This is a genomic window from Streptomyces roseoverticillatus, assembly GCF_000719265.1.
Taxonomy (GTDB): Bacteria; Actinomycetota; Actinomycetes; order Streptomycetales; family Streptomycetaceae; genus Streptomyces; species Streptomyces roseoverticillatus.
Genome location: NZ_JOFL01000004.1, coordinates 95369 through 117912, shown reverse-complemented (window position 1 = coordinate 117912; position 22544 = coordinate 95369). Strand labels below are relative to the sequence as shown.

The 22544-nt window shown below is 71.7% G+C and carries 18 protein-coding genes and 1 tRNA gene; 9 read left to right on the top strand and 10 right to left on the bottom strand.

Annotated elements, in window-relative coordinates; genetic code table 11:
- Window positions 1–151: 151 nt before the first annotated feature.
- A complete protein-coding gene (locus IF61_RS0105785; protein ID WP_078659985.1) occupies window positions 152–1549 on the bottom strand; it encodes a sensor histidine kinase in 1398 nt (465 codons plus the stop codon).
- Between the two features lie 157 nt (window positions 1550–1706).
- Here IF61_RS0105785 and IF61_RS0105780 point away from each other — a divergent pair, with 157 nt between their 5' ends.
- From IF61_RS0105780 to pth, 6 genes are all read left to right on the top strand, one after another.
- On the top strand, window positions 1707–2390 hold the full coding sequence (locus tag IF61_RS0105780; protein WP_043187954.1) for a hypothetical protein: 684 nt from the start codon (window positions 1707–1709) through the stop codon (window positions 2388–2390).
- A 27-nt stretch (window positions 2391–2417) separates the two neighbouring features.
- A tRNA-Gln gene (locus IF61_RS0105775) sits at window positions 2418–2489 on the top strand.
- Window positions 2490–2606: 117 nt separating this feature from the next.
- Entirely contained in the window at window positions 2607–4061 is a 1455-nt protein-coding gene (glmU, locus tag IF61_RS0105770) for a bifunctional UDP-N-acetylglucosamine diphosphorylase/glucosamine-1-phosphate N-acetyltransferase GlmU (protein ID WP_030365149.1), read from the top strand.
- A gap of 73 nt (window positions 4062–4134) precedes the next feature.
- Window positions 4135–5109, top strand: coding sequence for a ribose-phosphate diphosphokinase (locus IF61_RS0105765; RefSeq protein ID WP_030365148.1), 975 nt, complete (start codon window positions 4135–4137; stop codon window positions 5107–5109).
- 221 nt (window positions 5110–5330) lie between these two features.
- Window positions 5331–5906 (top strand): 50S ribosomal protein L25/general stress protein Ctc, encoded by a 576-nt coding sequence (locus IF61_RS0105760; RefSeq protein ID WP_030365147.1) that lies wholly within the window; start codon window positions 5331–5333, stop codon window positions 5904–5906.
- Window positions 5907–6015: 109 nt separating this feature from the next.
- A complete protein-coding gene (pth, locus tag IF61_RS0105755) occupies window positions 6016–6609 on the top strand; it encodes an aminoacyl-tRNA hydrolase (RefSeq protein ID WP_030365146.1) in 594 nt (197 codons plus the stop codon).
- Window positions 6610–6676: 67 nt separating this feature from the next.
- Here the strand turns inward: pth and ppc are convergent, their stop codons facing one another.
- Window positions 6677–9400 carry a phosphoenolpyruvate carboxylase gene (gene ppc / locus IF61_RS0105750; RefSeq protein ID WP_030365145.1) on the bottom strand — a complete coding sequence of 908 codons (2724 nt, stop codon included), beginning with the start codon at window positions 9398–9400 and terminating at the stop codon, window positions 6677–6679.
- A 195-nt stretch (window positions 9401–9595) separates the two neighbouring features.
- Here ppc and IF61_RS0105745 point away from each other — a divergent pair, with 195 nt between their 5' ends.
- The gene (locus tag IF61_RS0105745; RefSeq protein WP_030365144.1) at window positions 9596–10576 is read left to right on the top strand and encodes an acyl-CoA desaturase; all 981 of its coding nucleotides are present in this window, start codon (window positions 9596–9598) and stop codon (window positions 10574–10576) included.
- Window positions 10573–11265: a TetR/AcrR family transcriptional regulator gene (locus IF61_RS0105740; protein WP_030365143.1), complete on the top strand. Its 693-nt coding sequence runs from the start codon at window positions 10573–10575 to the stop codon at window positions 11263–11265. The genes IF61_RS0105745 and IF61_RS0105740 overlap by 4 nt, the downstream gene beginning before the upstream one ends.
- Window positions 11266–11616: 351 nt before the next feature.
- On the opposite strand, the gene IF61_RS0105735 is transcribed toward IF61_RS0105740, so the two are convergent.
- A complete protein-coding gene (locus IF61_RS0105735; protein WP_030365142.1) occupies window positions 11617–12408 on the bottom strand; it encodes a trans-aconitate 2-methyltransferase in 792 nt (263 codons plus the stop codon).
- A gap of 73 nt (window positions 12409–12481) precedes the next feature.
- On the opposite strand from IF61_RS0105735, the gene IF61_RS0105730 reads away from it, so the two are divergent.
- On the top strand, window positions 12482–12979 hold the full coding sequence (locus tag IF61_RS0105730) for a MarR family winged helix-turn-helix transcriptional regulator (protein WP_030365141.1): 498 nt from the start codon (window positions 12482–12484) through the stop codon (window positions 12977–12979).
- Here IF61_RS0105730 and IF61_RS0105725 read toward each other — a convergent pair.
- The 7 genes from IF61_RS0105725 to IF61_RS0105695 form a co-directional block, all read right to left on the bottom strand.
- A complete protein-coding gene (locus tag IF61_RS0105725; RefSeq protein WP_211264834.1) occupies window positions 12938–13804 on the bottom strand; it encodes a response regulator transcription factor in 867 nt (288 codons plus the stop codon). The two genes, IF61_RS0105730 and IF61_RS0105725, sit on opposite strands and share 42 nt — an antisense overlap.
- 331 nt (window positions 13805–14135) lie before the next feature.
- A complete protein-coding gene (galK, locus tag IF61_RS0105720) occupies window positions 14136–15305 on the bottom strand; it encodes a galactokinase (RefSeq protein ID WP_030365139.1) in 1170 nt (389 codons plus the stop codon).
- On the bottom strand, window positions 15302–16276 hold the full coding sequence (gene galE, locus IF61_RS0105715; RefSeq protein ID WP_030365138.1) for a UDP-glucose 4-epimerase GalE: 975 nt from the start codon (window positions 16274–16276) through the stop codon (window positions 15302–15304). The genes galK and galE overlap by 4 nt, the downstream gene beginning before the upstream one ends.
- The gene (galT, locus tag IF61_RS0105710; protein ID WP_030365137.1) at window positions 16273–17322 is read right to left on the bottom strand and encodes a galactose-1-phosphate uridylyltransferase; all 1050 of its coding nucleotides are present in this window, start codon (window positions 17320–17322) and stop codon (window positions 16273–16275) included. Before galT ends, galE begins: the two co-directional genes overlap by 4 nt.
- 119 nt (window positions 17323–17441) lie before the next feature.
- On the bottom strand, window positions 17442–18134 hold the full coding sequence (locus IF61_RS0105705) for a response regulator transcription factor (protein ID WP_030365136.1): 693 nt from the start codon (window positions 18132–18134) through the stop codon (window positions 17442–17444).
- 311 nt (window positions 18135–18445) lie between these two features.
- Window positions 18446–20323, bottom strand: coding sequence for an outer membrane protein assembly factor BamB family protein (locus tag IF61_RS35040; RefSeq protein WP_030365135.1), 1878 nt, complete (start codon window positions 20321–20323; stop codon window positions 18446–18448).
- Between the two features lie 368 nt (window positions 20324–20691).
- Entirely contained in the window at window positions 20692–22506 is a 1815-nt protein-coding gene (locus tag IF61_RS0105695; RefSeq protein WP_030365134.1) for an ABC-F family ATP-binding cassette domain-containing protein, read from the bottom strand.
- Window positions 22507–22544: the final 38 nt, after the last annotated feature.

The window sequence follows — 22544 nt, the reverse complement described above, 5'->3', positions numbered from 1 at the left end:
CACCGCTGACCGGAGCAGCGTGAACCGGCCAAAAGCCAGGCGAAAACCAGCCGAATCCCGGCCGAGCACCGACCCGCCGCAGAACGGCACACACCGAGCCGAACCGGAAAAGGCCGAGCGTCCCCACCCGGCCAGGCGCCCCCGCGCCGCCCTACGCCCCCGCGCCGCCGCCGTCCGCCACCCCCGCCGGGATGACCGCCGACACCCGGAAACCACCCGCGTCCGTCACGCCCGACACGAACACGCCGCCCAGCGCCGACACCCGCTCCCTCATCCCGACCAGGCCGTTCCCGCCGCTCGGCAGACCGGGCAAGGCCGCACCACCGTCCGAAGGGCCGTTCTCCACCTGCAGCGCCACCTCGCCCCCGCGGTGCGCCACCCGCACGACGGCCTTCGCCCCCGGCGCGTGCTTGTGGACGTTGGTCAGCGCTTCCTGCACCACGCGGTACGCCGTGCTCTCCACCCGCGCGCCGTACGAACGCTCCTCGCCCTCGACCGACAGCTCCACGGCCATCCCGGCCGCACGCGACTGCCCGACGAGATCCTCCAGACCGTCCAGACACGGACCGTCACCGGACGCGGACCCACCGCCCACCGGGCCGGCCCCCGCCCGCCCCGCGGCACCGACACCCGCGGACACCCGCGCCGACGCCGCCGCGGCGACCTCCGCCAGACGCCGCGAGTCCACCGCCGAGGCCGCCTCCGGCACGGACTCCTCCGACGACGTCCGCAGCACGCCGAGCATCTCCCGCAGCTCCGTCAGGGCCTGCCGGCCCATGTCCCCCACCAGACCCGCGTTCCGCGAGGCCTTCTCGGGATCCTTCAGGGCCACCGCCTGCAGCGCCGCCGCGTGCACCACCATCAGCGACACCCGGTGCGCCACCACGTCGTGCATCTCGCGCGCGATGCGCGTCCGCTCCTCGTTGCGCGCCCACACCGCGCGCTCCTCGGCCCGCTCCGCCAGCAGCGACAGCTCCCGCTCCAGGCCGTCCGCCCGCTCCCGCAGGCTCTCGACCAGCCGGCGCCGCGCCCCCACGTACAACCCCGTCAGCACCGGGGGCGCCGTGAGCCCCAGCGCCACCAGGGTCGAGAAGAAGAACGTCGCCCACAGATCGGGCGGGCCCCCCTCGTCGCCCACGTTCTGGTGGAACTTCGCGAACGTGACCACGAACGTCCCCGCCACGGACACCGCGGCCAGGATCACCGTCAGCCGGCGCGGCACGTCCGACGCGGCCAGCGTGTACAGGCCGACTATCCCGAGCAGGAACCCCAGCTCGGCCGGGGTGATCGCGATCCCCAGCAGCACCACGGCCACCGGCCACCGGCGCCGGAAGATCAACGTGGCACCGACGAGCAGCCCCACCACCGTCGGGAGCACCATCGGTATCCGGTGCTCGCCGGCGAACGCCGCGCCCTCCGCCGCGCACTCCAGTGCGGACACCAGCGCCAGCGTGACGTCGAGCACCATGCTCCGCCGCCGCGCCCACCACCAAGGCCCGTCCGGCGCGCCGCGCGCGCCCGCCTCCGCGATTGCCCCCGTTGTGGTCATACCACCCAGACTACGGAAGGCCGCCACAGCTTTTCCTGTCCACAGCCACAGCACGGAGCAGGCACTGGCAGGGCGGAATGATGCACACCTCCCTCGAACTGTTGAATCATCCGAGCCTTCCCCCCTATCTGCCGACATGCGTCGCAAAGCTGTACGCATGACGCAAGCGAAAACGGAGCTGCAGAGCCGCGCCCGCGAGCTGCGGCGGGCAGGCAGGACGTACGACGAGATCGTGGCGGAGCTGGGGGTTTCGAAGAGCTCGGTGTCGCTGTGGGTGAGGGATCTTCCCAGACCCGAGCGACGAGCAAGGGAGCATTGCCGCGCCATGACCGAGGCCCGGTGGGCGCCGATCCGTGAAGCCCGCGAGCTGGAACGTCGACAGACGAAGCACATCGCCGCCCAGGAGATAGGCAACCTCTCCAATCGCGAGCTGTTCCTCGTGGGGATTGCCCTGTACTGGGCCGAGGGCACGAAGAGCAAGCCGCACAGGCCCAGCGACAAAGTCACCTTTGTAAACAGCGACCCTGACATGATCAGCCTCTACCTGGCCTGGCTGCGCCTTCTCGGCGTCGATCAGAGCCGCCTCCGGTTTCATGTCATGATCCACGAGTCTGCGGACATCTCCGGAGCGGAGCGCTTCTGGGCCGATCACGTCGGCCCCGACGTCGGGAGTTTCGGGAAGACGACCCTCAAGAAGCACAACCCGATGACCGTGCGGAAGAACACCGGGGAGAGCTATCGAGGCTGCCTGACCATCCGCGTTCTGGCCGGAGCCGACCTGTACCGTCGCATTGAAGGCTGGTGGTACGGCATAGTGTTGGGTGCCAGATCAACAGCCTGACGCAATGTCCGGTTTGATCCGATATAATCCCCCGTGGTGTAATTGGCAGCACTGTGGCTTTTGGTGCCATCTGTCCGGGTTCGAGTCCTGGCGGGGGAGCTTGAAGTTCGAATACTTCGGGTCCTGACCGCCCAGGTCAGGACCCGCCCGCGTTTCAGCAGTAAAACGCACCGGTATCCTTCGGATGTCCACCACCCGAAGCCGAAGGGCACACCCGTGAGCGCCAACCGCCCGGCAGCCGTCGTCGTTCTCGCAGCGGGTGAGGGCACCCGCATGAAGTCGGCGACCCCCAAGGTCCTGCACGCCATCTGCGGACGTTCCCTCGTCGGCCACGTCGTCGCCGCCTCCCGCGAACTGGACCCCGAGCACCTCGTCGTGATCGTCGGGCACGCCCGCGAGCAGGTCTCCGCGCACCTGGCGCAGATCGACCCCGAGGTCCGCACCGCCGTCCAGTACGAGCAGAACGGCACCGGCCACGCCGTACGCATGGGCCTGGAAGAGCTGTCGAACAGCGGGGTCGTCCTCGACGGCACGGTGGTCGTCGTCTGCGGCGACACCCCGCTGCTGACCGGCGCCACGCTCAAGACCCTCAGCGACACCCACGCCGCCGACGGCAACGCCGTCACCGTGCTGACCGCCGAGGTCCCCGACTCCACCGGCTACGGGCGCATCGTGCGCGACGGCAGCGGCGCCGTCACGGCGATCGTCGAGCACAAGGACGCCACGGACGCCCAGCGTGCGATCAGCGAGATCAACTCCGGGGTCTTCGCATTCGACGCGCAGCTGCTGACGGACGCGCTCGGCAAGGTCCGCACGGACAACAGCCAGGGCGAGGAGTACCTGACCGACGTCCTGGGCATCCTGCGCGAGGCCGGGCACCGGGTGGGCGCGGCCGTCGCGGACGATCACCGCGAGATCCTCGGCATCAACAACCGCGTCCAGCTCGCCGAGGCCCGCAAGCTGCTCAACGAGCGGCTGCTGCACGCGGCGATGATGAGCGGCGTCACGGTCGTGGACCCGGCGTCGACCTGGATCGACGTCACCGTCACGGTCGAGCCCGACGTGCTCGTCCACCCCGGCACCCAGCTGATCGGCGCCACCAGCCTGGCCACGGGCAGCGAGGTCGGCCCGAACACGCGCCTGACGGACACCACGGTCCGCGCCGGTGCCCGCGTGGACAACACCGTCGCGGACTCGGCCCTGATCGGCGAGGGCGCCACCGTGGGCCCCTTCGCCTACCTGCGCCCGGGGACGAAGCTCGGTGCGAAGTCCAAGGCCGGCGCGTACGTCGAGATGAAGAACGCCGAGATCGGTGAGGGCACGAAGGTGCCGCACCTGTCCTACGTCGGTGACGCGACGATCGGCGAGTACAGCAACATCGGCGCGGCGAGCGTCTTCGTGAACTACGACGGTGTGAGCAAGCACCACACCACGATCGGCTCGCACTGCCGTACCGGATCGGACAACATGTTTGTGGCTCCGGTCACGATCGGGGACGGCGCGTACACCGCCGCCGGCTCGGTCATCACCAAGGATGTGCCCCCGGGTTCGCTGGCCGTCGCACGCGGACAGCAGCGGAATATCGAGGGCTGGGTGGCACGTAAGCGCCCGGGAAGCGCAGCCGCACAGGCCGCTTCCGCCGCTCACCGGGAGACCGACGGCGAGCAGTGACCGTGACACGGGTACGCCGTGCGGGGCGTACCGTGATAAGCGCACACAAAGCGACATCCAAGGAGACTGTGCTGTGACCGGGATCAAGACGACCGGCGAGAAGAAGCTGATGCTCTTCTCCGGCCGCGCCCACCCCGAGCTTGCCGAGGAGGTCGCGCACCAGCTGGGCGTCGGCCTGGTCCCGACCAAGGCATTCGACTTCGCCAACGGCGAGATCTACGTCCGCTTCCAGGAGTCGGCGCGCGGCGCGGACTGCTTCCTGATGCAGAGCCACACGGCTCCCATCAACAAGTGGGTCATGGAGCAGCTGATCATGCTCGACGCGCTGAAGCGCGCGTCGGCCCGCTCCATCACGGTGGTCGTGCCGTTCTACGGCTACGCCCGTCAGGACAAGAAGCACCGCGGCCGTGAGCCGATCTCGGCCCGTCTGATCGCCGATCTGTTCAAGACGGCGGGTGCGGACCGGATCCTCACGGTCGACCTGCACACGGACCAGATCCAGGGCTTCTTCGACGGCCCGGTGGACCACCTGTTCGCGCTGCCGATCCTGGCGGACTACGTGGGCGCCAAGGTCGACCGCGAGAAGCTGACGGTCGTCTCCCCGGACGCCGGTCGCGTGCGCGTCGCCGACCGCTGGTGCGACCGTCTGGGCGCGCCGCTGGCGATCGTCCACAAGCGCCGTGACAAGGATGTCGCCAACCAGGTGACGGTGCACGAGGTCGTCGGTGACGTGAAGGGCCGCGTCTGCGTCCTGGTCGACGACATGATCGACACGGGTGGCACGATCTGCGCCGCCGCGGACGCCCTGTTCGCCAACGGTGCGGAGGACGTCATCGTGACGGCCACGCACGGTGTGCTGTCCGGTCCGGCCGCGGACCGTCTGAAGAACTCCAAGGTGAGCGAGTTCGTGTTCACCAACACCCTGCCGACGCCGGGCGAGCTGGAGCTCGACAAGATCACGGTGCTGTCGATCGCCCCGACGATCGCGCGCGCCGTGCGCGAGGTCTTCGAGGACGGCTCGGTGACGAGCCTCTTCGAGGAGCAGTGAGTCTCCTTCAGCCCTAGCCTGCCGGCTGAAAAAACGATCGGCCTGGGACCGGCACGGTCCTGATCGATTTCTGAGCGGCCTCCCCCGCCGGGTACACTCCTTGAGTTGCTCGGCGAGGGAGGCCGCACTCATGTGCGGCGGTCCGTTATCGACGCGCTCTTCGTAGCAGGTCCGTATGTGGCCGGGTAACGGCCCATATCGATACCTCCGAGGAGTGCACCATGGCTGAGATCAAGATCCCCGCCCAGGTCCGTGCCGAGTTCGGCAAGGGCGCTGCCCGTCGCATCCGCCGCGCCAACCAGGTTCCCGCCGTCGTCTACGGCCACGGTTCCGAGCCGGTCCACGTCACCCTGCCGGGTCACGAGCTGATGATGGCTCTGAAGACCGCGAACGTCCTGCTCTCCCTGGACATCGAGGGCCGCGACGAGCTCGTCATCCCCAAGGCCGTCCAGCGTGACGCCCTCAAGGGCTTCCTCGAGCACGTCGACCTGCTGGTCGTCAAGCGCGGCGAGACGGTCACCGTCGAGGTCCCGGTCCACACCGAGGGCGAGATCGCCCCGGGCGGCAACCTCATCGAGCACACCCTGACCGCCCTGCCGGTCGAGGCCGAGGCCACCCACATCCCCGAGGCCGTCACCGTCTCCGTCGCGGGCCTCGAGGCCGGTGCCTCCGTCCTGGCCAAGGACGTCGTCCTGCCGGCCGGTGTCTCCCTCGCCGTCGACGCCGACGCCGTGGTCCTGCACGTCGTCGCCGGCCAGGCCGCCCCGGCCGAGGCCGCTGAGGGCGTCGAGGCCTGATCCTCGCCGCACCCGGCTTTTCTTTCCGACCGCCGTCCCGCTCCCCGGAGTGGGGCGGCGGTCGGGCTATGGGCGGTTGGCTACGGTTGACGGTGAAGGAGATATGCGGATGACGGACGACTCCAGCCCCTGGCTGATCGTGGGCCTGGGCAACCCCGGGCCGGAGTACGCGGGCAACCGCCACAACGTGGGCTTCATGGTCGCGGACCTGCTCGCGGAGCGGATGGGCGCCAAGTTCAAGGCGCACAAGGCCTCGCGGGCCCAGGTCCTCGAGGGCCGCCTCGGCGCGCCAGGCCTCTCGAGCCGCCGGGTGGTGGTCGCCAAGCCGATGTCGTTCATGAATCTGTCGGGCGGGCCGACGGCCGCGCTGCGGGACTTCTACAAGGTGTCCGCCGAGCGGGTGATCGCCGTCCACGACGAGCTGGACATCGACTACGGCACGCTGCGGCTGAAGCTCGGCGGCGGCGACAACGGCCACAACGGCCTGAAGTCCATCACGAAGGCGCTGGGGCCGGACTACCTTCGGGTGCGGTTCGGGATCGGGCGGCCGCCGGGCCGGATGCCCGTTGCGGACTTCGTCCTCAAGGACTTCTCGTCGGTGGAGCGCAAGGAGCTGGACTACCAGGTGGACCGGGCCGCCGACGCCGTCGAGTCGCTGATCGTGGACGGTCTGGAGCGCGCTCAGAGCACGTACAACTCCTGACGTACCTCCTTAAAGCGCGCAACGGCCCCCTCGCCCTGTGGCGAGGGGGCCGTTGCGCGTTCGTGCGTCAGCCCGTGTTGCGCAGGCCCGCCGCAACGCCGTTGACCGTGAGGAGCAGGGCCCGGCCCAGCAGCGGGTCGGGAGATTCGCCGCGCTCCGCGGCCTGCCGCTGGCGGTGCAGCAGCGTCACCTGCAGGTACGAGATCGGGTCCAGGTACGCGTCGCGCACGCGGAAGGTCTGGCGGAGCACCGGGCTGGCGTCGAGGAGCTCGGCCTCGCCGGTGATGCGCAGCACTTCCTGCACGGTGAGCTCGTGCTCCGCCTTGATGACGTCGAAGACGTGCTTGAGCTCGTCGGGGACGAGGGTGCCGACGTAGTGCTGGGCGATGCGCAGGTCGGTCTTGGCGAGGGTCATCTCGACGTTGGACAGGAAGTTCTGGAAGAAGTGCCAGTGCTCGTGCATCTCGTCCAGGACGGTGTCGAGCCCCGCCTCGCGGGCGGCCTTCAGCCCCGAGCCCACGCCGAACCAGCCGGGGACGATCTGGCGGGACTGGGTCCAGCCGAAGACCCAGGGGATGGCGCGGAGGCCGTCGAGGCCGGCGCCGGAGTCGGGGCGGCGCGAGGGGCGCGAGCCGAGGTGGAGTTCGGCGAGCTGGTCGACGGGGGTGGAGGCGAAGAAGTACGCGGGGAGGTCGGGGTCCTCGACCAGGCGGCGGTAGGCGCCGTGGGCGGCGTCGGAGACGGTGTCCATGGCCGCGTCCCAGCGGGCGAGGGCCTCGTCGGACTGGCGGGGGGCGGTGTGCAGGGCGGAGGCCTGGAGGGTGGCGGCGACCGTCAGTTCCAGGTTCTCGCGGGCGAGGGCGGGGATGAGGTACTTGTCGGAGATGACCTCGCCCTGCTCGGTGACCTTGATCTCGCCCTCCAGGGTGCCCCAGGGCTGGGCGAGGATCGCGTCGTGGGTGGGGCCGCCGCCGCGGCCGACGGTGCCGCCGCGGCCGTGGAAGAGGCGCAGGCGGACGCCGTAGCGGTGGGCGACGTCGCGCAGGCGGCGCTGGGCGCGGTGGATCTCCCACTGGGAGGTGGTGATGCCGCCGAACTTGGAGGAGTCGGAGTAGCCGAGCATGACTTCCTGGACGTCGCCGCGCAGCGCCACCAGGCGCCGGTACGAGGGGTCGGCCAGCATGTCGTCGAGGATGCGGTCGGCTTCCTTGAGCTCGTCGGTGGTCTCCAGGAGCGGCACGATGCCGATCTTGGCCCAGCCGGCGTGGAGGTCGACGAGGCCGGCTTCGCGGGCGAGGACCGCGGCGGCGAAGACGTCGTCGGCGCCCTGGCACATCGAGATGATGTACGACTCGACGACCTCGGGGCCGAACTTCTCCAGGGCTTCGCGGATGGTGCCGAAGACGCCGAGGGTCTTGGCGCCGGCGGCGTCGAGGGGCGCGGGGCTGGGGGCCAGCGGGCGGCGCGAGCGCAGTTCCTTGGCGAGGAGCTTGCGGCGGTAGTCGCGGGGCATGTCCGCGTAGCGCCAGGACTCCTCGCCGAGGCGGTCGAAGAGCTGGCCGAGGGCGTGGTGGTGGGCGTCGGCGTGCTCGCGGACGTCCATGGTGGCCAGGTGGAGGCCGAAGGAGGCGAGGGTGCGCAGGGCGCGCTCCAGGCGGCCGTCGGCGATCAGGCGGCCGCGGTGGGCGCGCAGGGAGTCCTGGATGATCTGGAGGTCGGCGAGGAGCTCGGTGGTGCCGAGGTAGTCGCGGCCGTCCTCGTGGGGGGTGTTGCGGGCGAGACGCTCGCGGGTGTTGACGAGCTTCTGCCGGATGCAGGTCGCCTTGAGGCGGTAGGGCTCCTCGGCGTTGAGGCGCTTGTAGCGGGGGCTGATCTCCGGCAGGAGTTCGAGGTCGCGCTGGAGGGAGGAGAGGAGCTCCTCGGTGGCGCCGCTGTTGCGGATGGAGTTGGAGAGGGCGCCGCGCAGTTCGTCGACGAGGTCGAGGGCGTCGGTGATGCCGTGCTCGTACTGCAGGAGGAGGACGTCCCAGGTGACCTGGGGGGTCACGTTGGGGTTGCCGTCGCGGTCGCCGCCGATCCAGGTGCCGAAGGTGAGCGGGCGGGTGGTGGGCGGCAGCGTGACGCCGACGCGCTCCAGTTCGGCGGCGAGGTCCTCCAGGACGTCGCCGACGGCGCCCGCGTGGAGCTCGTCGAGGTAGTAGATGGCGTTGCGGGCCTCGTCGGTGGGCTCGGGGCGGGCGACGCGCAGTTCGTCGGTCTGCCAGAGCAGGTCGATGTTCTCGGCGAGGCGCAGGTCGGTGCGGCGCTTGTCGCCGGTGCCCGAGGCGAGGGTGTCGAGGAGGGCCGCGATGCGGCGGAGCTTGTTGAGGACGCTGCGGCGGGCGGCCTCGGTGGGGTGTGCGGTGAAGACGGGGCGGACGCCGAGGTTCTCGACGGTCTGCTGCACGTGGTCGGGGTCGGCTTCCTTCAGCTGGTCCGCGGTGCGGGCGAGGATCGAGCCCTCGGCGGCGCGCTTGGCCGCGAGCTCGCGGCCGCGGTGGACCTGCTCGGTGACGTTCGCCAGGTGGAAGTAGGTGGAGAAGGCGCGGACGAGCTTGGCGGCGGTCTCCAGATCGGTGCCGCCGAGCAGCTCGGCGGCGGCCTCGCCGTCGCTGCGGGTCAGGGCGCGGACCCGCTCCACGAGGTCGAGGAGCTCTTCCCCCTCCTGGCGGACCAGGGTTTCGCCGAGGAGATCGCCGAGGCGGCGGATATCGGCGCGCAGGGCGGCGTTGGTGTTGTCGGCACTGCTCACAGGTGCGGCTCCTTGCAGAGTTTCTGGCACGTCTGGAGGGGTTGCGGACCGCGCTGTCCGACGCCCACCAGCATAGGTCGCCGTACGACGCGCGGTTATCCACAGCCCTCTTGCTCCCCGCCACCGCCCTGCCATACTTACGAAGCCGTAGGTTACGGAACCGTAGCCACGCCCCCGACCCCCATGAGGGAACCCATGACTGCAAGCCCCGACGTGCTCGAAGACGCGCCGAAGGCCCAGGAAGCCACGCTCCCCTCCGCCACTCTGGGTGGCGACAGCAAGCGTTCCGTAGAGCAGATCACACTGCTGCTCTTCATCACCGTGCCGTTCCTCGCCCTGGTCGCGGCGGTCCCGCTGGCCTGGGGCCGGGGGGTGAGCTGGCTGGATCTCGGGCTGATGGTCGCGATGTACTTCATCGGCTGCCACGGCATCACCATCGGCTTCCACCGCTATTTCACGCACGGCTCGTTCAAGGCGAAGCGGCCGCTGCGGATCGCACTGGCGATCATGGGGTCGCTGGCCGTGGAGGGCCCGCTGGTGCGCTGGGTCGCCGACCACCGCCGGCACCACCGGTTCTCGGACGCGGAGGGGGATCCGCACTCGCCGTGGCGCTTCGGCGAGACGGTGCCCGCGCTGATGAAGGGGCTGTGGTGGGCCCACGTCGGCTGGATGTTCGACGAGGAGCGGACCCCGCAGCACAAATACGCCCCCGATCTGATCAAGGACCCCACGATCCGGGCGATCTCCCGCCAGTTCGTGCTGTGGACGGCGGTGTCCCTGCTGATCCCGCCGCTGGTCGGCGGTCTGGCCACCTGGTCCTGGCAGGGGGCGGCCACGGCGTTCTTCTGGGGTTCGCTGGTCCGCGTCGCCCTGCTGCACCATGTGACGTGGTCGATCAACTCGATCTGCCACGCCGTGGGCAAGCGGCCGTTCAAGTCGCGTGACCGCTCGGGCAACGTGTGGTGGCTGGCGATCCTGTCCTGCGGCGAGTCCTGGCACAACCTGCACCACGCGGACCCGACGTCGGCCCGGCATGGTGTGCTGAAGGGGCAGCTGGACTCCAGCGCCCGCCTGATCCGCTGGTTCGAGCAGGCGGGCTGGGCCTCAGACGTGCGGTGGCCGAAGGCCGACCGCCTGGACTCCCGACGGAAGGAGAGTGCCGCCGAGGCGGCATGATTGACAGCGTGGCGATCGACAGCAATACCACCAGTAACAAGGACCGGGCCCCGGCTGCGGGGGCCCGTCGCACCCGGCGGGTGCGGATGACCGGCGCGGAGCGCCGGGAGCAGCTGCTGGACATCGGTCGCACGCTCTTCGCCGAGCGGGGGTTCGAGGGCACGTCGGTCGAGGAGATCGCGGCGAAGGCCGGGGTCTCCAAGCCTGTCGTCTACGAGCACTTCGGCGGCAAGGAAGGGCTGTACGCGGTGGTGGTCGACCGCGAGATGCGGCAGCTGCTCGACATGGTCACCGGGGCGCTGACCGCGGGCCACCCGCGGGAGCTGCTGGAGCAGGCCGCCTTCGCCCTCCTCGACTACATCGAGCGGTACACGGACGGCTTCCGCATCCTCGTCCGCGATTCGCCGGTGGCGCAGTCCACGGGCACGTTCGCCTCCTTGATCAGCGACATCGCCACGCAGGTCGAGGACATCCTCGGCCTGGAGTTCAAGGCCCGCGGCTTCGACGCGAAGCTCGCCCCGCTGTACGCCCAGGCCCTCGTCGGCATGGTGGCCCTCACGGGCCAGTGGTGGCTGGACGTCCGCAAGCCGAAGAAGGCGGAGGTGGCGGCGCATCTGGTGAATCTGGCGTGGCACGGCCTGGACGGCCTCGAGCCGAAGCCGCGGCTTGTGGGGCACAGGCGCGCCTGAGGGGCCCCGGCGTACGTGGTGCGGTGGGCTCGGCACCGCCGGATACGTCCGCGGTGACTGGTCACCGCGGCGGCGGATTGAAGGGGCGGGGCCCCTTCACCGGTCGCTCACCGCACAGGTACATGCAGGCCCAAGGATGCGCACGCATCCTTGAGACCGCCGCCGCGGCGCGCAACCACGACGGTGGAGCCCGGCGGTGCCGTACGGGCTCAGGTGGGCCCGGCACCGCCGGACAGCGCCGCTGGGGCTGGTCTCCGCCGCGGCGGGATTGAAGGGGCCGGGCCCCTTCATCAGCCCCGGCGCGCAGTGCCGTGAAGGGGCGAGGCCCTTTCACGGCACCCCGACCGGAGGTCAGCCCCGGCGAGCCATTACGAAAACGCGCCGGAACGGGAAGAGCGTGCCGTGCGGCCCGCGGGGGTACGCCTCGCGCAGGAGCGCCCCGTACTCCGACAAGAACCGCGACCGGGCCTCCGCATCGTCCCGCAGCGCCGTCAGGACCGGCCGCAGCGTCGTGCCCTTCGTCCAGTCGAGGACGGCGTCCTCGCCCTCCAGTACGTGGACGTACGTCGTCTCCCAGGCGTCCACCGTGAGCCCCAGGCCGGCGAGCCGCTCCAGGTATTCCGCGGGCGTCAGCACGTACCCGGGCCGCTGGAGGCCGCCCAGCCGGCCCCGCCACGCCCCGCTCTCGCAGAGCTCGTGCAGCAGCACGTGGCTGGGCTCGTCGAAGTTGCCCGGCACGGTGAAGGCGAAGGCTCCGCCCGGGGCGAGCGCCCCGGTCCACGCCGGGAACGACTCCTCGTGCCCCCGCACCCACTGGAACGTCGCACTGGAGATGATCAGGTCGTACGAGCCGTCCGGCGTCCACCCGCGCAGGTCCGCGTGGACGAATTCCGCGCCGGGGAGCCGCTCGCGCGCCTGCCGCAGCATCTCTTCCGAGGTGTCCAGGCCCGTGATCCGCGCCCGCGGCCACCGCTCGGCGAGCAGTGCCGTGACGTTCCCCGGCCCGCACCCGAGGTCGGCGATCCGCGCGGGATCGCGCACCGGCACGCGGGCCAGCAGGTCGGAGAAGGGGCGGGAGCGGGGGCCCGAGTGACGCAGGTACTGCTCCGGGTCCCAGACAGGCGTGGCAGCGTGAGTCGTCATGTCTCCAGCATCGCCACATGAATATCTTGACGTCAAGAGACTTCATGTCGACAGACCCTCTACACTGATCGTCATGGAGGACGAGGTCGATCGGCTGGTTTCAGCGTGGCGCCGCGAGCGCCCTGACCTCGACGTGGAGCCGCTCGAGGTGCTCAGCCGCGTGAGCAGGCTCGCCCGCCACCTCGACCGCGCCCGCCGGCTCGCCTTCGCCGAGCACGAGCTCGAACCGTGGGAGTTCGACGTCCTGACGGCGCTGCGCCGCGCCGGGGCCCCGTACCAGCTCTCGCCCGGGCAGCTGCTGACCCAGACCCTGGTCACGTCCGGCACGATGACCAACCGCATCGACCGCCTGGCCAAGAAGGGCCTGGTCCGGCGCGAGCCCGACCCGAGCGACCGCCGGGGCGTGCTCGTGCGCCTCACGGACGAGGGCCGGGACCGCGCGGACGAGGCCCTGGCCGGGCTCCTGGAGCAGGAGCGCGCCATCCTCTCCGAGCTGTCCCGCACCCAGCGCCGCGAGCTGGCCGATCTGCTACGCCAGCTGACCGCCCCGTTCGACAACACTTCCGGTTAGGTCCACGGGCCCGACGCCGGCCCGGCGCGCGAGCGCGACGGCGGCGAGGGTGGAGTGGACGCCCAGCTTCCCCAGCACGTTCTGCATGTGGGTGCGGACGGTGTGCGGGGAGAGGTAGAGCCGCTCGGCGACGGCCTTGCGGCCCAGCCCGGCCACCATGCAGCGCAGCACCTCGCGCTCGCGCGGCGTCAGCGACTCCACGAGCCGCTCGCTCTCCGTACGGTGCTTGCGGGCCGCGGTGAGCTCCCGCAGCACGCCCGTGAGCAGGGCGGGCGGCAGGTGCGTCTCGTCCCGCAGGACGCCCCTGATGACGGCCAGCAGCCGGGACAGCGAGCAGTCCTTGGCCACCCAGCCGCCGGCGCCCGCCTGCAAGGCCGCCGCGGCCCGCCGCGGGTCGTCGCGCTCGGCGAGGACCACCGTGCGCACCGCGGGGTGCGCGGTGCGGACGCCGGCCACGAGCGAGATCCCGTCGACCACGCCCTCACCGGGACCGTTGCCGTCGTGCACGGTCCCGTGCACCGGCCCGTGCGCGGTCCCGTGGCCCGCAGGGCCGTGACCGGGCCCGAGGCCCGCGCCGTGCGGCGCCGGCCCCCTGAGCTGGCCCGGCACTCCGCTGCCGTCCTGCCCGACCGTGCCGAGATCGGCATCGATCAGCAGCACATCGAAGCGGCGCCCCTCGGCCGCCGCCCGCTCCAGCGCGCGCAGCGCCGCCGGCCCGCTGCCGGCCGCCGAGACCTCCACGTCCTGCTCGGCCGCGAGGGCGGCGGCGAGCGACTCGGCGAAGATGCGGTGGTCGTCGACCACCAGTACCCGAATACGTGCCACTGCCACCCCCATATCCCGGGCGGCGGTCAGTGCGGGTACGGCGCCCGGTCCGGGGCCGCCGCACACCGCACGGCCGCCGCCGCACTTGTTGACTTCCACCCCGCCCCGGGCGTCGTACCTGCCTGTCTCGCCCCCTGATCAGCGCCGGCCCCCACCGACGCTGTGCATCAGCGTACGGCGGGGGTCCCGCAACGGAAGCCGATTGGCAAAACTGCTCGACCCGCCTGTTTATGGTGAGCTTTCTGTTCAGTATTGAGGCAGTGAACGACGTGGAACGACGCGAAGTTGACCATGCCCGACTGCACGATCGGGGAGGACCTCCGGCGCGGGTTCACCCCTCACCTCGGAGCACCCGCCGCGCACCGCCGCCCGCCACCGCTGCGAAGACCCGCGGCGGACGGTGCCCGGCCGCCGCGAAGGCCGCCGTGACGGCCTCGCCGACCGCCTCCGCCGCGTCCTCCTCCACGAGCGCGAGCGCGGAGCCGCCGAATCCCGCGCCGGTCATCCGCGCCCCGAGCGCGCCCGCTTCGTTCGCGACCGCGACGGCCAGGTCGAGCTCCGGGCAGGAGACGGCGAAGTCGTCGCGGAGGGAGGCGTGCCCGGCGGTCAGCAGCGGTCCGGCCTTGCGCGGCTCACCCGCGGCCAGGAGGGCCACGACCTCCCGTACGCGCTCGCCCTCGGTCACGACGTGCCGCACCAGGGGCCGCAGGGACGCGTCGGCGAGCCCGCCCAGCGCGTCTCCCAGCTCCCCGTGCGGCACGTCCCGCAGGGCCCGTACGCCCAGGGCCCGCGCCGCGGCCTCGCAGCCCGCCCGCCGCGCCGCGTAGGCGCTGTCCGCCAGGGCGTGCCGGACGCGGGTGTCCACGACGAGCAGCCGCAGCCCGTGGGCGGCCAGGTCGAAGGGCACCTGCCGCAGCGCGAGGTCGCGGGTGTCGAGGTGCAGGGCGTGGCCGGCGGTGCAGCAGGCGGAGGCCGTCTGGTCCATGACGCCGCAGGGGACGCCCACGAAGACGTTCTCGGCGCGCTGGGCCAGCCGGGCGAGGGCGGGGCGCTCGCACGCCATCCCGTGCAGCTCGGTGAGCGCGAGGGCCGTGGCGACCTCCAGGGCGGCGGAGGACGACAGCCCGGCGCCCGCCGGCACGTCGCTCTCCACGTACAGATCCGCCCCGCCGGCCGGCAGGCCCGCCTCGCGCAGCGCCCAGGCGACGCCCGCCGGGTAGGCGGCCCAGCCCGTGACGCCGCCGGGTGCGAGCGCGGCCAGGGACAGTCCGGCCGTGCCGCCCGGCGCCTCGCGCGAGCGCAGCCGCAGCACGCCGTCCGTACGGGCCGCGGCGGCCACGCGGGTGCGGTGCGGGAGGGCGATCGGCAGGACGTGGCCTTCGTTGACGTCCGTGTACTCGCCGATGAGGTTGACGCGGCCGGGCGCGGCCCAGACGCCCTCGGGCGCGTACCCGTAGGCGCGCTCGAAGCCCTCGGCCGCGCTGTTCGCCGCTCCGGTCACTGCTCGGGCCCGCGGCGCGCGAATTCCCAGGCGTCGGCGACGATCCCGGCGAGGTCCGGGCGGCGCGGGGTCCAGCCGAGGGTCTCGCGGGCGCGCTCGGCGGAGGCCACGAGGACGGCCGGGTCGCCGGGACGGCGCGGCGCGGCGGTCTGCGGGACGGGGTGGCCGGTGACCTTGCGGACGGTCTCGATGACCTCGTGGACGGAGAAGCCGTTGCCGTTGCCCAGGTTGCAGATGAGGTGTTCGCCGTCGCGAGCGGCGGAGAGGGCGAGGAGGTGGGCCTCGGCGAGGTCGGCGACGTGGATGTAGTCGCGGACGCAGGTGCCGTCCGGGGTCGGGTAGTCGTCGCCGTAGACGGCGATCGCCTCGCGCTCGCCGCGGGCCACCTGCAGGACGAGCGGGATCAGGTGGGTCTCGGGGTCGTGCCGCTCGCCGTAGCGGCCGTGGGCGCCCGCGACGTTGAAGTAGCGCAGGGAGACGGCGGCCAGGCCGTGGGCGGCGCACTCGCCGCCGATCATGTGGTCGACGGCGAGCTTGGTGGCGCCGTAGGGGTTGGTGGGGGCCGTGGGGGCGTCTTCGGTGATGGGGACGGCGGCCGGTTCGCCGTAGGCGGCGGCCGTGGAGGAGAAGACGAGGGTGCGCACGCCGGCGTCGCGCATGGCGGCGAGCAGGTCGGCGGTGCCGCCGACGTTGTTGCGCCAGTACGGCTCGGGGTCGGCGACGGACTGGCCGACCTGCGAGAAGGCCGCGAAGTGCAGCACGGCGTCGTAGGAGCTGTCGAGCCACTGCCCCGCGTCCTGCACGCGGCCCCGGATGAACGCGGCGCCCTCGGGGACGGCGGCCCGGTGCCCGGTCGACAGGTCGTCGAGGACGGTCACGGTGTGCCCGGCGGCCAGCAGATGCGCCGCCACGACGCTTCCGACGTAGCCCGCGCCGCCCGTGACCAGGCACTTCCTGCTGCTTTCGCTCATTGACCCGCTACCTCTCGCAGTCGCTCCGCCGCGGCCTCGGGCGGCACATCGTTGATGAACACGTTCATGCCGGATTCGGAACCCGCGAGGAACTTCAGCTTTCCGGGAGCCCGGCGGACGGTGAAGAGCTCAAGGTGGAGCGCGAATTCGTTCCTGCGGGGGTCCTGGAACGGCGCCTGGTGCCAGGCGGAGACGTACGGGGTGGGTGGCTGATCGTTGCCGAAGATCCGGTCGAACCGGCGCAAGAGTTCCAGGTACACCTGTGGGAACTCTGTGCGGGCCGCGTCGTCCAGGGCGAGCAGGTCGGGCACGCGGCGGCGGGGGTAGAGGTGCACCTCGTAGGGCCAGTGCGCGGCGTACGGCACGAAGGCCGTCCAGTGCTCGGCGGCGAGGACGACGCGGCGGCCGTCCTCGCGCTCGGCGGCCACGGTGTCCTCGAAGAGGTTGCGCCCGCCCGTGCGGGCCGCGTGGGCGGCGGCCGAGGCGAGCATGCGCTCGGTGCGCGGGGTGACGAACGGGTACGCGTAGATCTGGCCGTGCGGGTGGCCGAGGGTCACGCCGATCTCCTCGCCCCGGTTCTCGAAGCAGAACACCTGCCGCACGGAGGGGAGCGCGGCCAGTTCGGCGGTGCGGTCGGTCCAGGCGGCGAGGACGAGGGCGGCGCGGTCGGTGCCGAGGGCGGCGAAGGAAGTGTGGTGGTCGGACGTGAAGCAGACCACTTCGCACCGTCCCGCGTGGCCCGTCAGCGACGGGAAGCGGTTCTCGAAGACGGCCACTTCGTAGTCGGGGGCGGGGATTTCGGTGGGGTGACCGGGGCGGCTGGGGCAGAGGGGGCACGCTTCCGCGGGTGGGAGGAAGGTGCGGGTCTGGCGGTGGGAGGCGATGGCGACGTCGTCGCCGAGGAGGGGGTCGTGGCGGATTTCGGTGGTGGCGACGACGGGGTGGAGGGGGCGGGGATCGTCGACGGGGTCGCGTATGACGTCGTCGTGGAGGTCGTAGTAGATCAGCTCGCGGCCGTCGGCGAGCTTGGTTGCCGTCTTCCTCACGGGGCGCACTGGGCTCACGGCTTTCTTCTCCCCACCCCGCCCCTTCCCGTAACTGGGGCAAGCCCCCGGACCCCGTATCGCGCTGGACGCGCTCGTCCTCAAACGCCGGACAGGCTTTTCTAGTTTCGCGGCGGCGGTACCGGGCCTGCCCCCGCCGCGCGGTCCAGCAGACCGGTGCGGGCAGCGAGGGCCGCCGCCTCCAAGCGCGACCCCACCCCCAGCTTCATCAGCACCCGCTGCACATGCGTCCGCGCCGTGCTCGGCGCTATCCCCATGCCCGCCGCGATCAGGCGCGTGTCCTCCCCCTCGGCGACGCGGACGAGGACCTCGACCTCCCGCGGGGTCAGGAGCTGCAGCAGCCTCGCCCCTTCGTCGTCCGGCTGGGCCGCGGGGTTGAGCAGCTCCGCGAACGCGCCCTGGAGGAGCTGCGGATCGACCGCCGCCTCGCCCGCCCGCGCCTTCATCATGGCGCGCTCGACGCCCTCGATCCGTTCGTTGTGCCGCACGTAGCCGGACGCGCCGGCGGCGAAGGCCGCGGCGATACCGAGCGGGCTCGGCACGGGGCCGAGCACGACGACGGCCACCTGCGGCCGGTCCCGCTTGATGCGGACGACGGGGTCGAAGGCCCCCGGCTCGGCGGGTGTGGCGGTGCCCAGCAGGCACACTTCGGGTGCGCGGCTCACCACCAGATCGGCGGCGCCCGCGCTCGGCGCGGCCGCGGCCAGGACCCGGTGCCCGCGCAGCTTCAGGGCCGAGGCGAGCGCCTCGGCCAGCAGTCGGTGATCATCGACCACCATGAGCCGCACGCCCATGCGCTTGCCCCCTGTCGCCCCGCGTACGTCTCTACGTCTCCTTGTCGACCCCTCGACCCCGGAAGCTACACGCTTGTTCGACGTTGCGCGCCCCTTACCGGTGAGAAGTCCCCCGGAATGCCGAAATCCCTGCCAATCACGTGTACTTCGCGACTGAAACGGATCGTTCAGGCGCGGCAGCGCGACGAGCAGGGATGCGACGGTTACGACTTCAATTGTGCTTGATCACGGCGCCAAGCGGTCGGAAACCGCTGTACGGGCGACGCCGTGATCAAGTCGCGTCAACGCGGGCTGTCAGCCTCCGGGCGGGGTCAGCTCCCGCCGAAGGCCATCAGCGTGTACTGCTTCCCCAGATCGACCGAGGAGGCGCGGTGCGCGTACTTCGTGCCGAGGAAGAGCCGGCCCTGGGCCCACAGACCCAGCTGGAAGTCGGGCGACAGCTCCCGCTCCGGGCGGGACGTTTCGTCGGCGTTCTTCAGCAGCACGTCGGCCTTGTACGTCTTGGGGTCGATGCGCAGCACCTTGCCGCCGGCGTTGTAGGTCGGGATCTGATACCCGATCGGGTAGCCGTCCTGGTCCACGCCGAGGGGCACCAGGGTGGAGCCGGGGGTGCCGTCCGTCTTGCCCTTGGTCTGGCCGGTGGCCAGGTCGAAGGCGACGATCTCGTTGACGCGGCCGGCCTGGTTCGGGTCGCCGGAGGAGTGCTCCTCGGTCGGCATGTAGAGCGTGTCCTTGGTGATGGACAGCTTGGTGCAGCCCTCGACCTCGGTCGACGGGCAGCGCGGCTCGTACTTGCCGTTGTCCGTGGAGATCTTGCTGCGCAGCTTGCCGTCCTTGGCGCTGTCGTCGACGACGAAGAAGTCGGACGCGCCGTTGCCCGTGCTGCCGCCGGCGTTGACGGCGACGACCAGGGGCTCGGTGGAGGCGATGTGCGGCCAGCTCAGGCCGGGCGGCATCTGGTACGAGGACTTCACGGCGCCCGACTTGGGGTCGAGCGTCTGGATCTTGACGATGCCGCGCTCGATGTCACCGCAGCGGCGCACGGCGACGAGCTTGCTGCCGCCGCCGTAGCCGCCGTCGCGGCAGTCGTCGCCGTCGGCCTTGGGCGCCCACAGCTCCTTGCCCTCCGCCAGCGACCAGGCGGCTCCGCCGCTGAGACCGCCCGCGGCGACCGTGCCGCCGCCGATGGTGACCTCGGAGAAGGTCACGTCGCGGTCGCCGGCCTTGGCCGACTTCTGCCAGAGCTTGGTGCCCTTGTTGACGTCGAAGGCGATGACCTGGGTGCAGGGGCCGCCGTACTTCTTCTCCGCGCTGGGCTTGCCGTCGCTGACCAGGACGACGGCCTTGCCGTCGTCCGTGGCCTTGGGGTTCGCCCAGCAGATGGCGCCGTCGAGCGGGAGCTCCCACTTCTTGCCGCCGGACAGGCCGTAGCCGACGATCTTGTAGACGTCGCCCTTGGCGACGGCCTGGTCGGTGGCCCACATGCCGTTCATGTTGACGAGGTCGTCGACCTTCTCCTGTTCGACGTTGAACAGGAGCTTGCCGTCGACGGTCTTGGGCTTGCCGCCACCGCCTCCTCCGCCGCCCTTGGTGCCGCCGTTGCCGCCGTTGCCGCCGGTCTGGCCGTTGCTGGAGACGTTGGGCTCGTCCTTGTCGCCGCCGCTGGTGGCGAACCAGACGCCGCCGCCGACGAGGACGAGGACGGCCGCCACGGAGCCGGCGATGATCGCCATGCGCTTCTTCTTGGCGGCGTCACCGCCGTTGCCCCCGTTGCCGCCGGGCGCGCCGGGGTACTGGCCCGGGGCGCCGTACGGGCCGGGCTGCTGCGGGTAGGTGTTGTACTGCGGGTATCCCTGCGCGGGCTGCTGCTGACCCGGGCCCGGGTAGCCGTAGCCGCCCTGGGGCGCGGTCTGCGGCGCGGAGGGCGGCGGCGGGGGCGGGGGCGTCTGCGGGTAGCCGTAGCCGGGCTGGCCCGACGGCGGCGGCCCGGGCGGGCCGAGCGGCGGGGCGGGCGGGCCCTGCGGGGCCGCCTGCGGCGGCTGCGGGGACTGGGGCGCCGGAGCGCTCACCGCGGGCTGAGCGGGCTGCGTGGGCGCGGGCTGCTGCGGCGGGTAGCCGTACGAGGGGCTGGGTGCCCCGAAGCCCTGCGGCGGCTGGTTGGGCGGCTGGGGCGGGGGCGGTGTTGACATCAGCTTTCCTCGTTGCGGCGGGGCTGGCGGATGTTCTTTTTATCACCCGGTACTGACGGGACACGGGTCGATACCGGGCCGTGACGAGACTGTTGCCCGTGCCGGACGGTTGTGCGGGGCCGGCCGTACGGGTTCGGGTGCGCTGGGCACCGCCGGTCACCACCGTCGTGGTTGCTCGCCGTGGCGGCGGAAATGAAGGGGCGAGCCCCTTCACCGGATCGCAGGTCGGGTCCCGGCGGTGCCGAACGCAGCTGAGCCCGTACGGCACCGCCGGGCTCCACCATCGTGGTTGCTCGCCGTCGCGGCGGATTCAAGGGAGCCGGGGCTCCCTTGACCTGCGAGGCCGACCCGCGGGCCGCCGGCAAGCGCTACGCGTCTTCCGCCAGTTCGAGCCAGCGCAGTTCCAGTTCGTCGCGCTCGCCCGCCAGCTCCCGCAGTCCGGCGTCGAGTTTGGCGACGGCCTCGAAGTCGGTCGCCTTTTCCGCGATCTGCGCGTGGAGCTTCGCCTCCTGCTCGCTGATGCGGTCCAGGCGGCGCTCGATCTTCTGCAGTTCCTTCTTCGCGGCGCGCGCGTCCGCGGCGGACTTCTGCGCCGGCGCACCCGCCGCCGGGGCCGCGGCCGGAGCGGCGGCGGGCGCGGCAGCCTCGATCACGCGCTGCCGCCGCTCCAGGTACTCGTCCAGGCCGCGCGGCAGCATCCGCAGCGCCCGGTCGCCGAGCAGCGCGTACACCTTGTCGGTGGTGCGCTCGACGAAGTACCGGTCGTGGCTGATGACGATCATCGAGCCGGGCCAGCCGTCGAGGAGGTCCTCCAGCTGGGTGAGGGTCTCGATGTCGAGGTCGTTCGTCGGCTCGTCGAGGAAGAGGACGTTGGGCTCGTCCATCAGCAGGCGCAGGATCTGCAGCCGGCGGCGCTCACCGCCGGAGAGGTCGCCGACCGGCGTCCACTGCTTCTCCTTCGTGAAGCCGAACTTCTCGCACAGCTGTCCCGCGGTCATCTCGCGGCCCTTGCCGAGGTCGACGCGGTCGCGGATCTGCTGCACGGCTTCCAGCACCCGCTTGGCCGGGTCGAGTTCGCCGACCTCCTGCGAGAGGTAGGCCAGCTTGACGGTCTTGCCGACGACGACCTTGCCGCCCGCCGGCTGCTTCTCGCCGTCGGTGGCCGCCGCCTCCGCGAGCGCGCGCAGCAGCGAGGTCTTGCCCGCGCCGTTGACGCCGACGAGGCCGATGCGGTCGCCCGGGCCGAGCTGCCACGTCAGGTGCTTGATGAGTTCCTTGGGGCCGGCCTGGATGGAGACGTTCTCCAGGTCGAAGACCGTCTTGCCGAGGCGCGAGCTCGCGAACTTCATCAGCTCGGCGCTGTCGCGCGGCGGCGGCACGTCCGCGATCAGCTCGTTCGCGGCTTCGATGCGGAAGCGCGGCTTGCTGGTGCGGGCGGGGGCGCCGCGGCGCAGCCAGGCCAGCTCCTTGCGCATCAGGTTCTGCCGCTTCACCTCCTCGGTCGCGGCGATGCGCTCGCGCTCGGCGCGCGCGAAGACGTAGTCGCTGTAGCCGCCCTCGTACTCGTGGACGACGCCGCGCTGCACGTCCCACATGCGCGTGCACACCTGGTCCAGGAACCAGCGGTCGTGCGTGACGCAGACCAGCGCGGAGCGGCGCTGCTGCAGGTGGCTCGCGAGCCAGGAGATGCCCTCGACGTCGAGGTGGTTGGTGGGCTCGTCCAGGACGATCATGTCCTGGTCGGCGATGAGCAGCTTGGCGAGCGCGATGCGGCGGCGCTCGCCACCCGACAGCGGGCCGATCACGGTGTCCAGGCCGTCGGCGAACCCGGGCAGGTCGAGCCCGCCGAAGAGGCCCGTGAGCACGTCGCGGATCTTCGCGCTGCCCGCCCACTCGTGGTCGGCCAGGTCGCCGATCACCTCGTGGCGGATGGTGGCGGCCGGGTCGAGCGAGTCGTGCTGCGTGAGCACGCCGAGGTGCAGGCCGCCGGCGTGCGTGACGCGGCCCTTGTCCGCCTCTTCCAGCTTGGCGAGGATGCGGATGAGGGTGGTCTTGCCGTCACCGTTGCGGCCGACCACACCGATCCGGTCGCCCTCGTTCACGCCGAGGGAGATGCCGTCGAGCAGTGCACGGGTGCCGTACACCTTTTCGACGGCTTCCAGATTGACGAGGTTGGCTGCCATGCCGCTCCTTGCGTGGGGGTCCTGGGTTCCAGGATCCC

Coding starts and splice junctions, on each gene's coding strand:
- IF61_RS35040 (WP_030365135.1), bottom strand. CDS start 20,323: ATGTCAACACCGCCCCCGCCCCAGCCGCCCAACCAGCCGCCGCAGGGC.
- IF61_RS0105730 (WP_030365141.1), top strand. CDS start 12,482: ATGGAGGACGAGGTCGATCGGCTGGTTTCAGCGTGGCGCCGCGAGCGC.
- IF61_RS0105745 (WP_030365144.1), top strand. CDS start 9,596: ATGACTGCAAGCCCCGACGTGCTCGAAGACGCGCCGAAGGCCCAGGAA.
- IF61_RS0105695 (WP_030365134.1), bottom strand. CDS start 22,506: ATGGCAGCCAACCTCGTCAATCTGGAAGCCGTCGAAAAGGTGTACGGC.
- galE (WP_030365138.1), bottom strand. CDS start 16,276: ATGAGCGAAAGCAGCAGGAAGTGCCTGGTCACGGGCGGCGCGGGCTAC.
- pth (WP_030365146.1), top strand. CDS start 6,016: ATGACGGACGACTCCAGCCCCTGGCTGATCGTGGGCCTGGGCAACCCC.
- IF61_RS0105705 (WP_030365136.1), bottom strand. CDS start 18,134: ATGGGCGTGCGGCTCATGGTGGTCGATGATCACCGACTGCTGGCCGAG.
- IF61_RS0105780 (WP_043187954.1), top strand. CDS start 1,707: ATGACGCAAGCGAAAACGGAGCTGCAGAGCCGCGCCCGCGAGCTGCGG.
- IF61_RS0105760 (WP_030365147.1), top strand. CDS start 5,331: ATGGCTGAGATCAAGATCCCCGCCCAGGTCCGTGCCGAGTTCGGCAAG.
- IF61_RS0105785 (WP_078659985.1), bottom strand. CDS start 1,549: ATGACCACAACGGGGGCAATCGCGGAGGCGGGCGCGCGCGGCGCGCCG.
- IF61_RS0105735 (WP_030365142.1), bottom strand. CDS start 12,408: ATGACGACTCACGCTGCCACGCCTGTCTGGGACCCGGAGCAGTACCTG.
- IF61_RS0105740 (WP_030365143.1), top strand. CDS start 10,573: ATGATTGACAGCGTGGCGATCGACAGCAATACCACCAGTAACAAGGAC.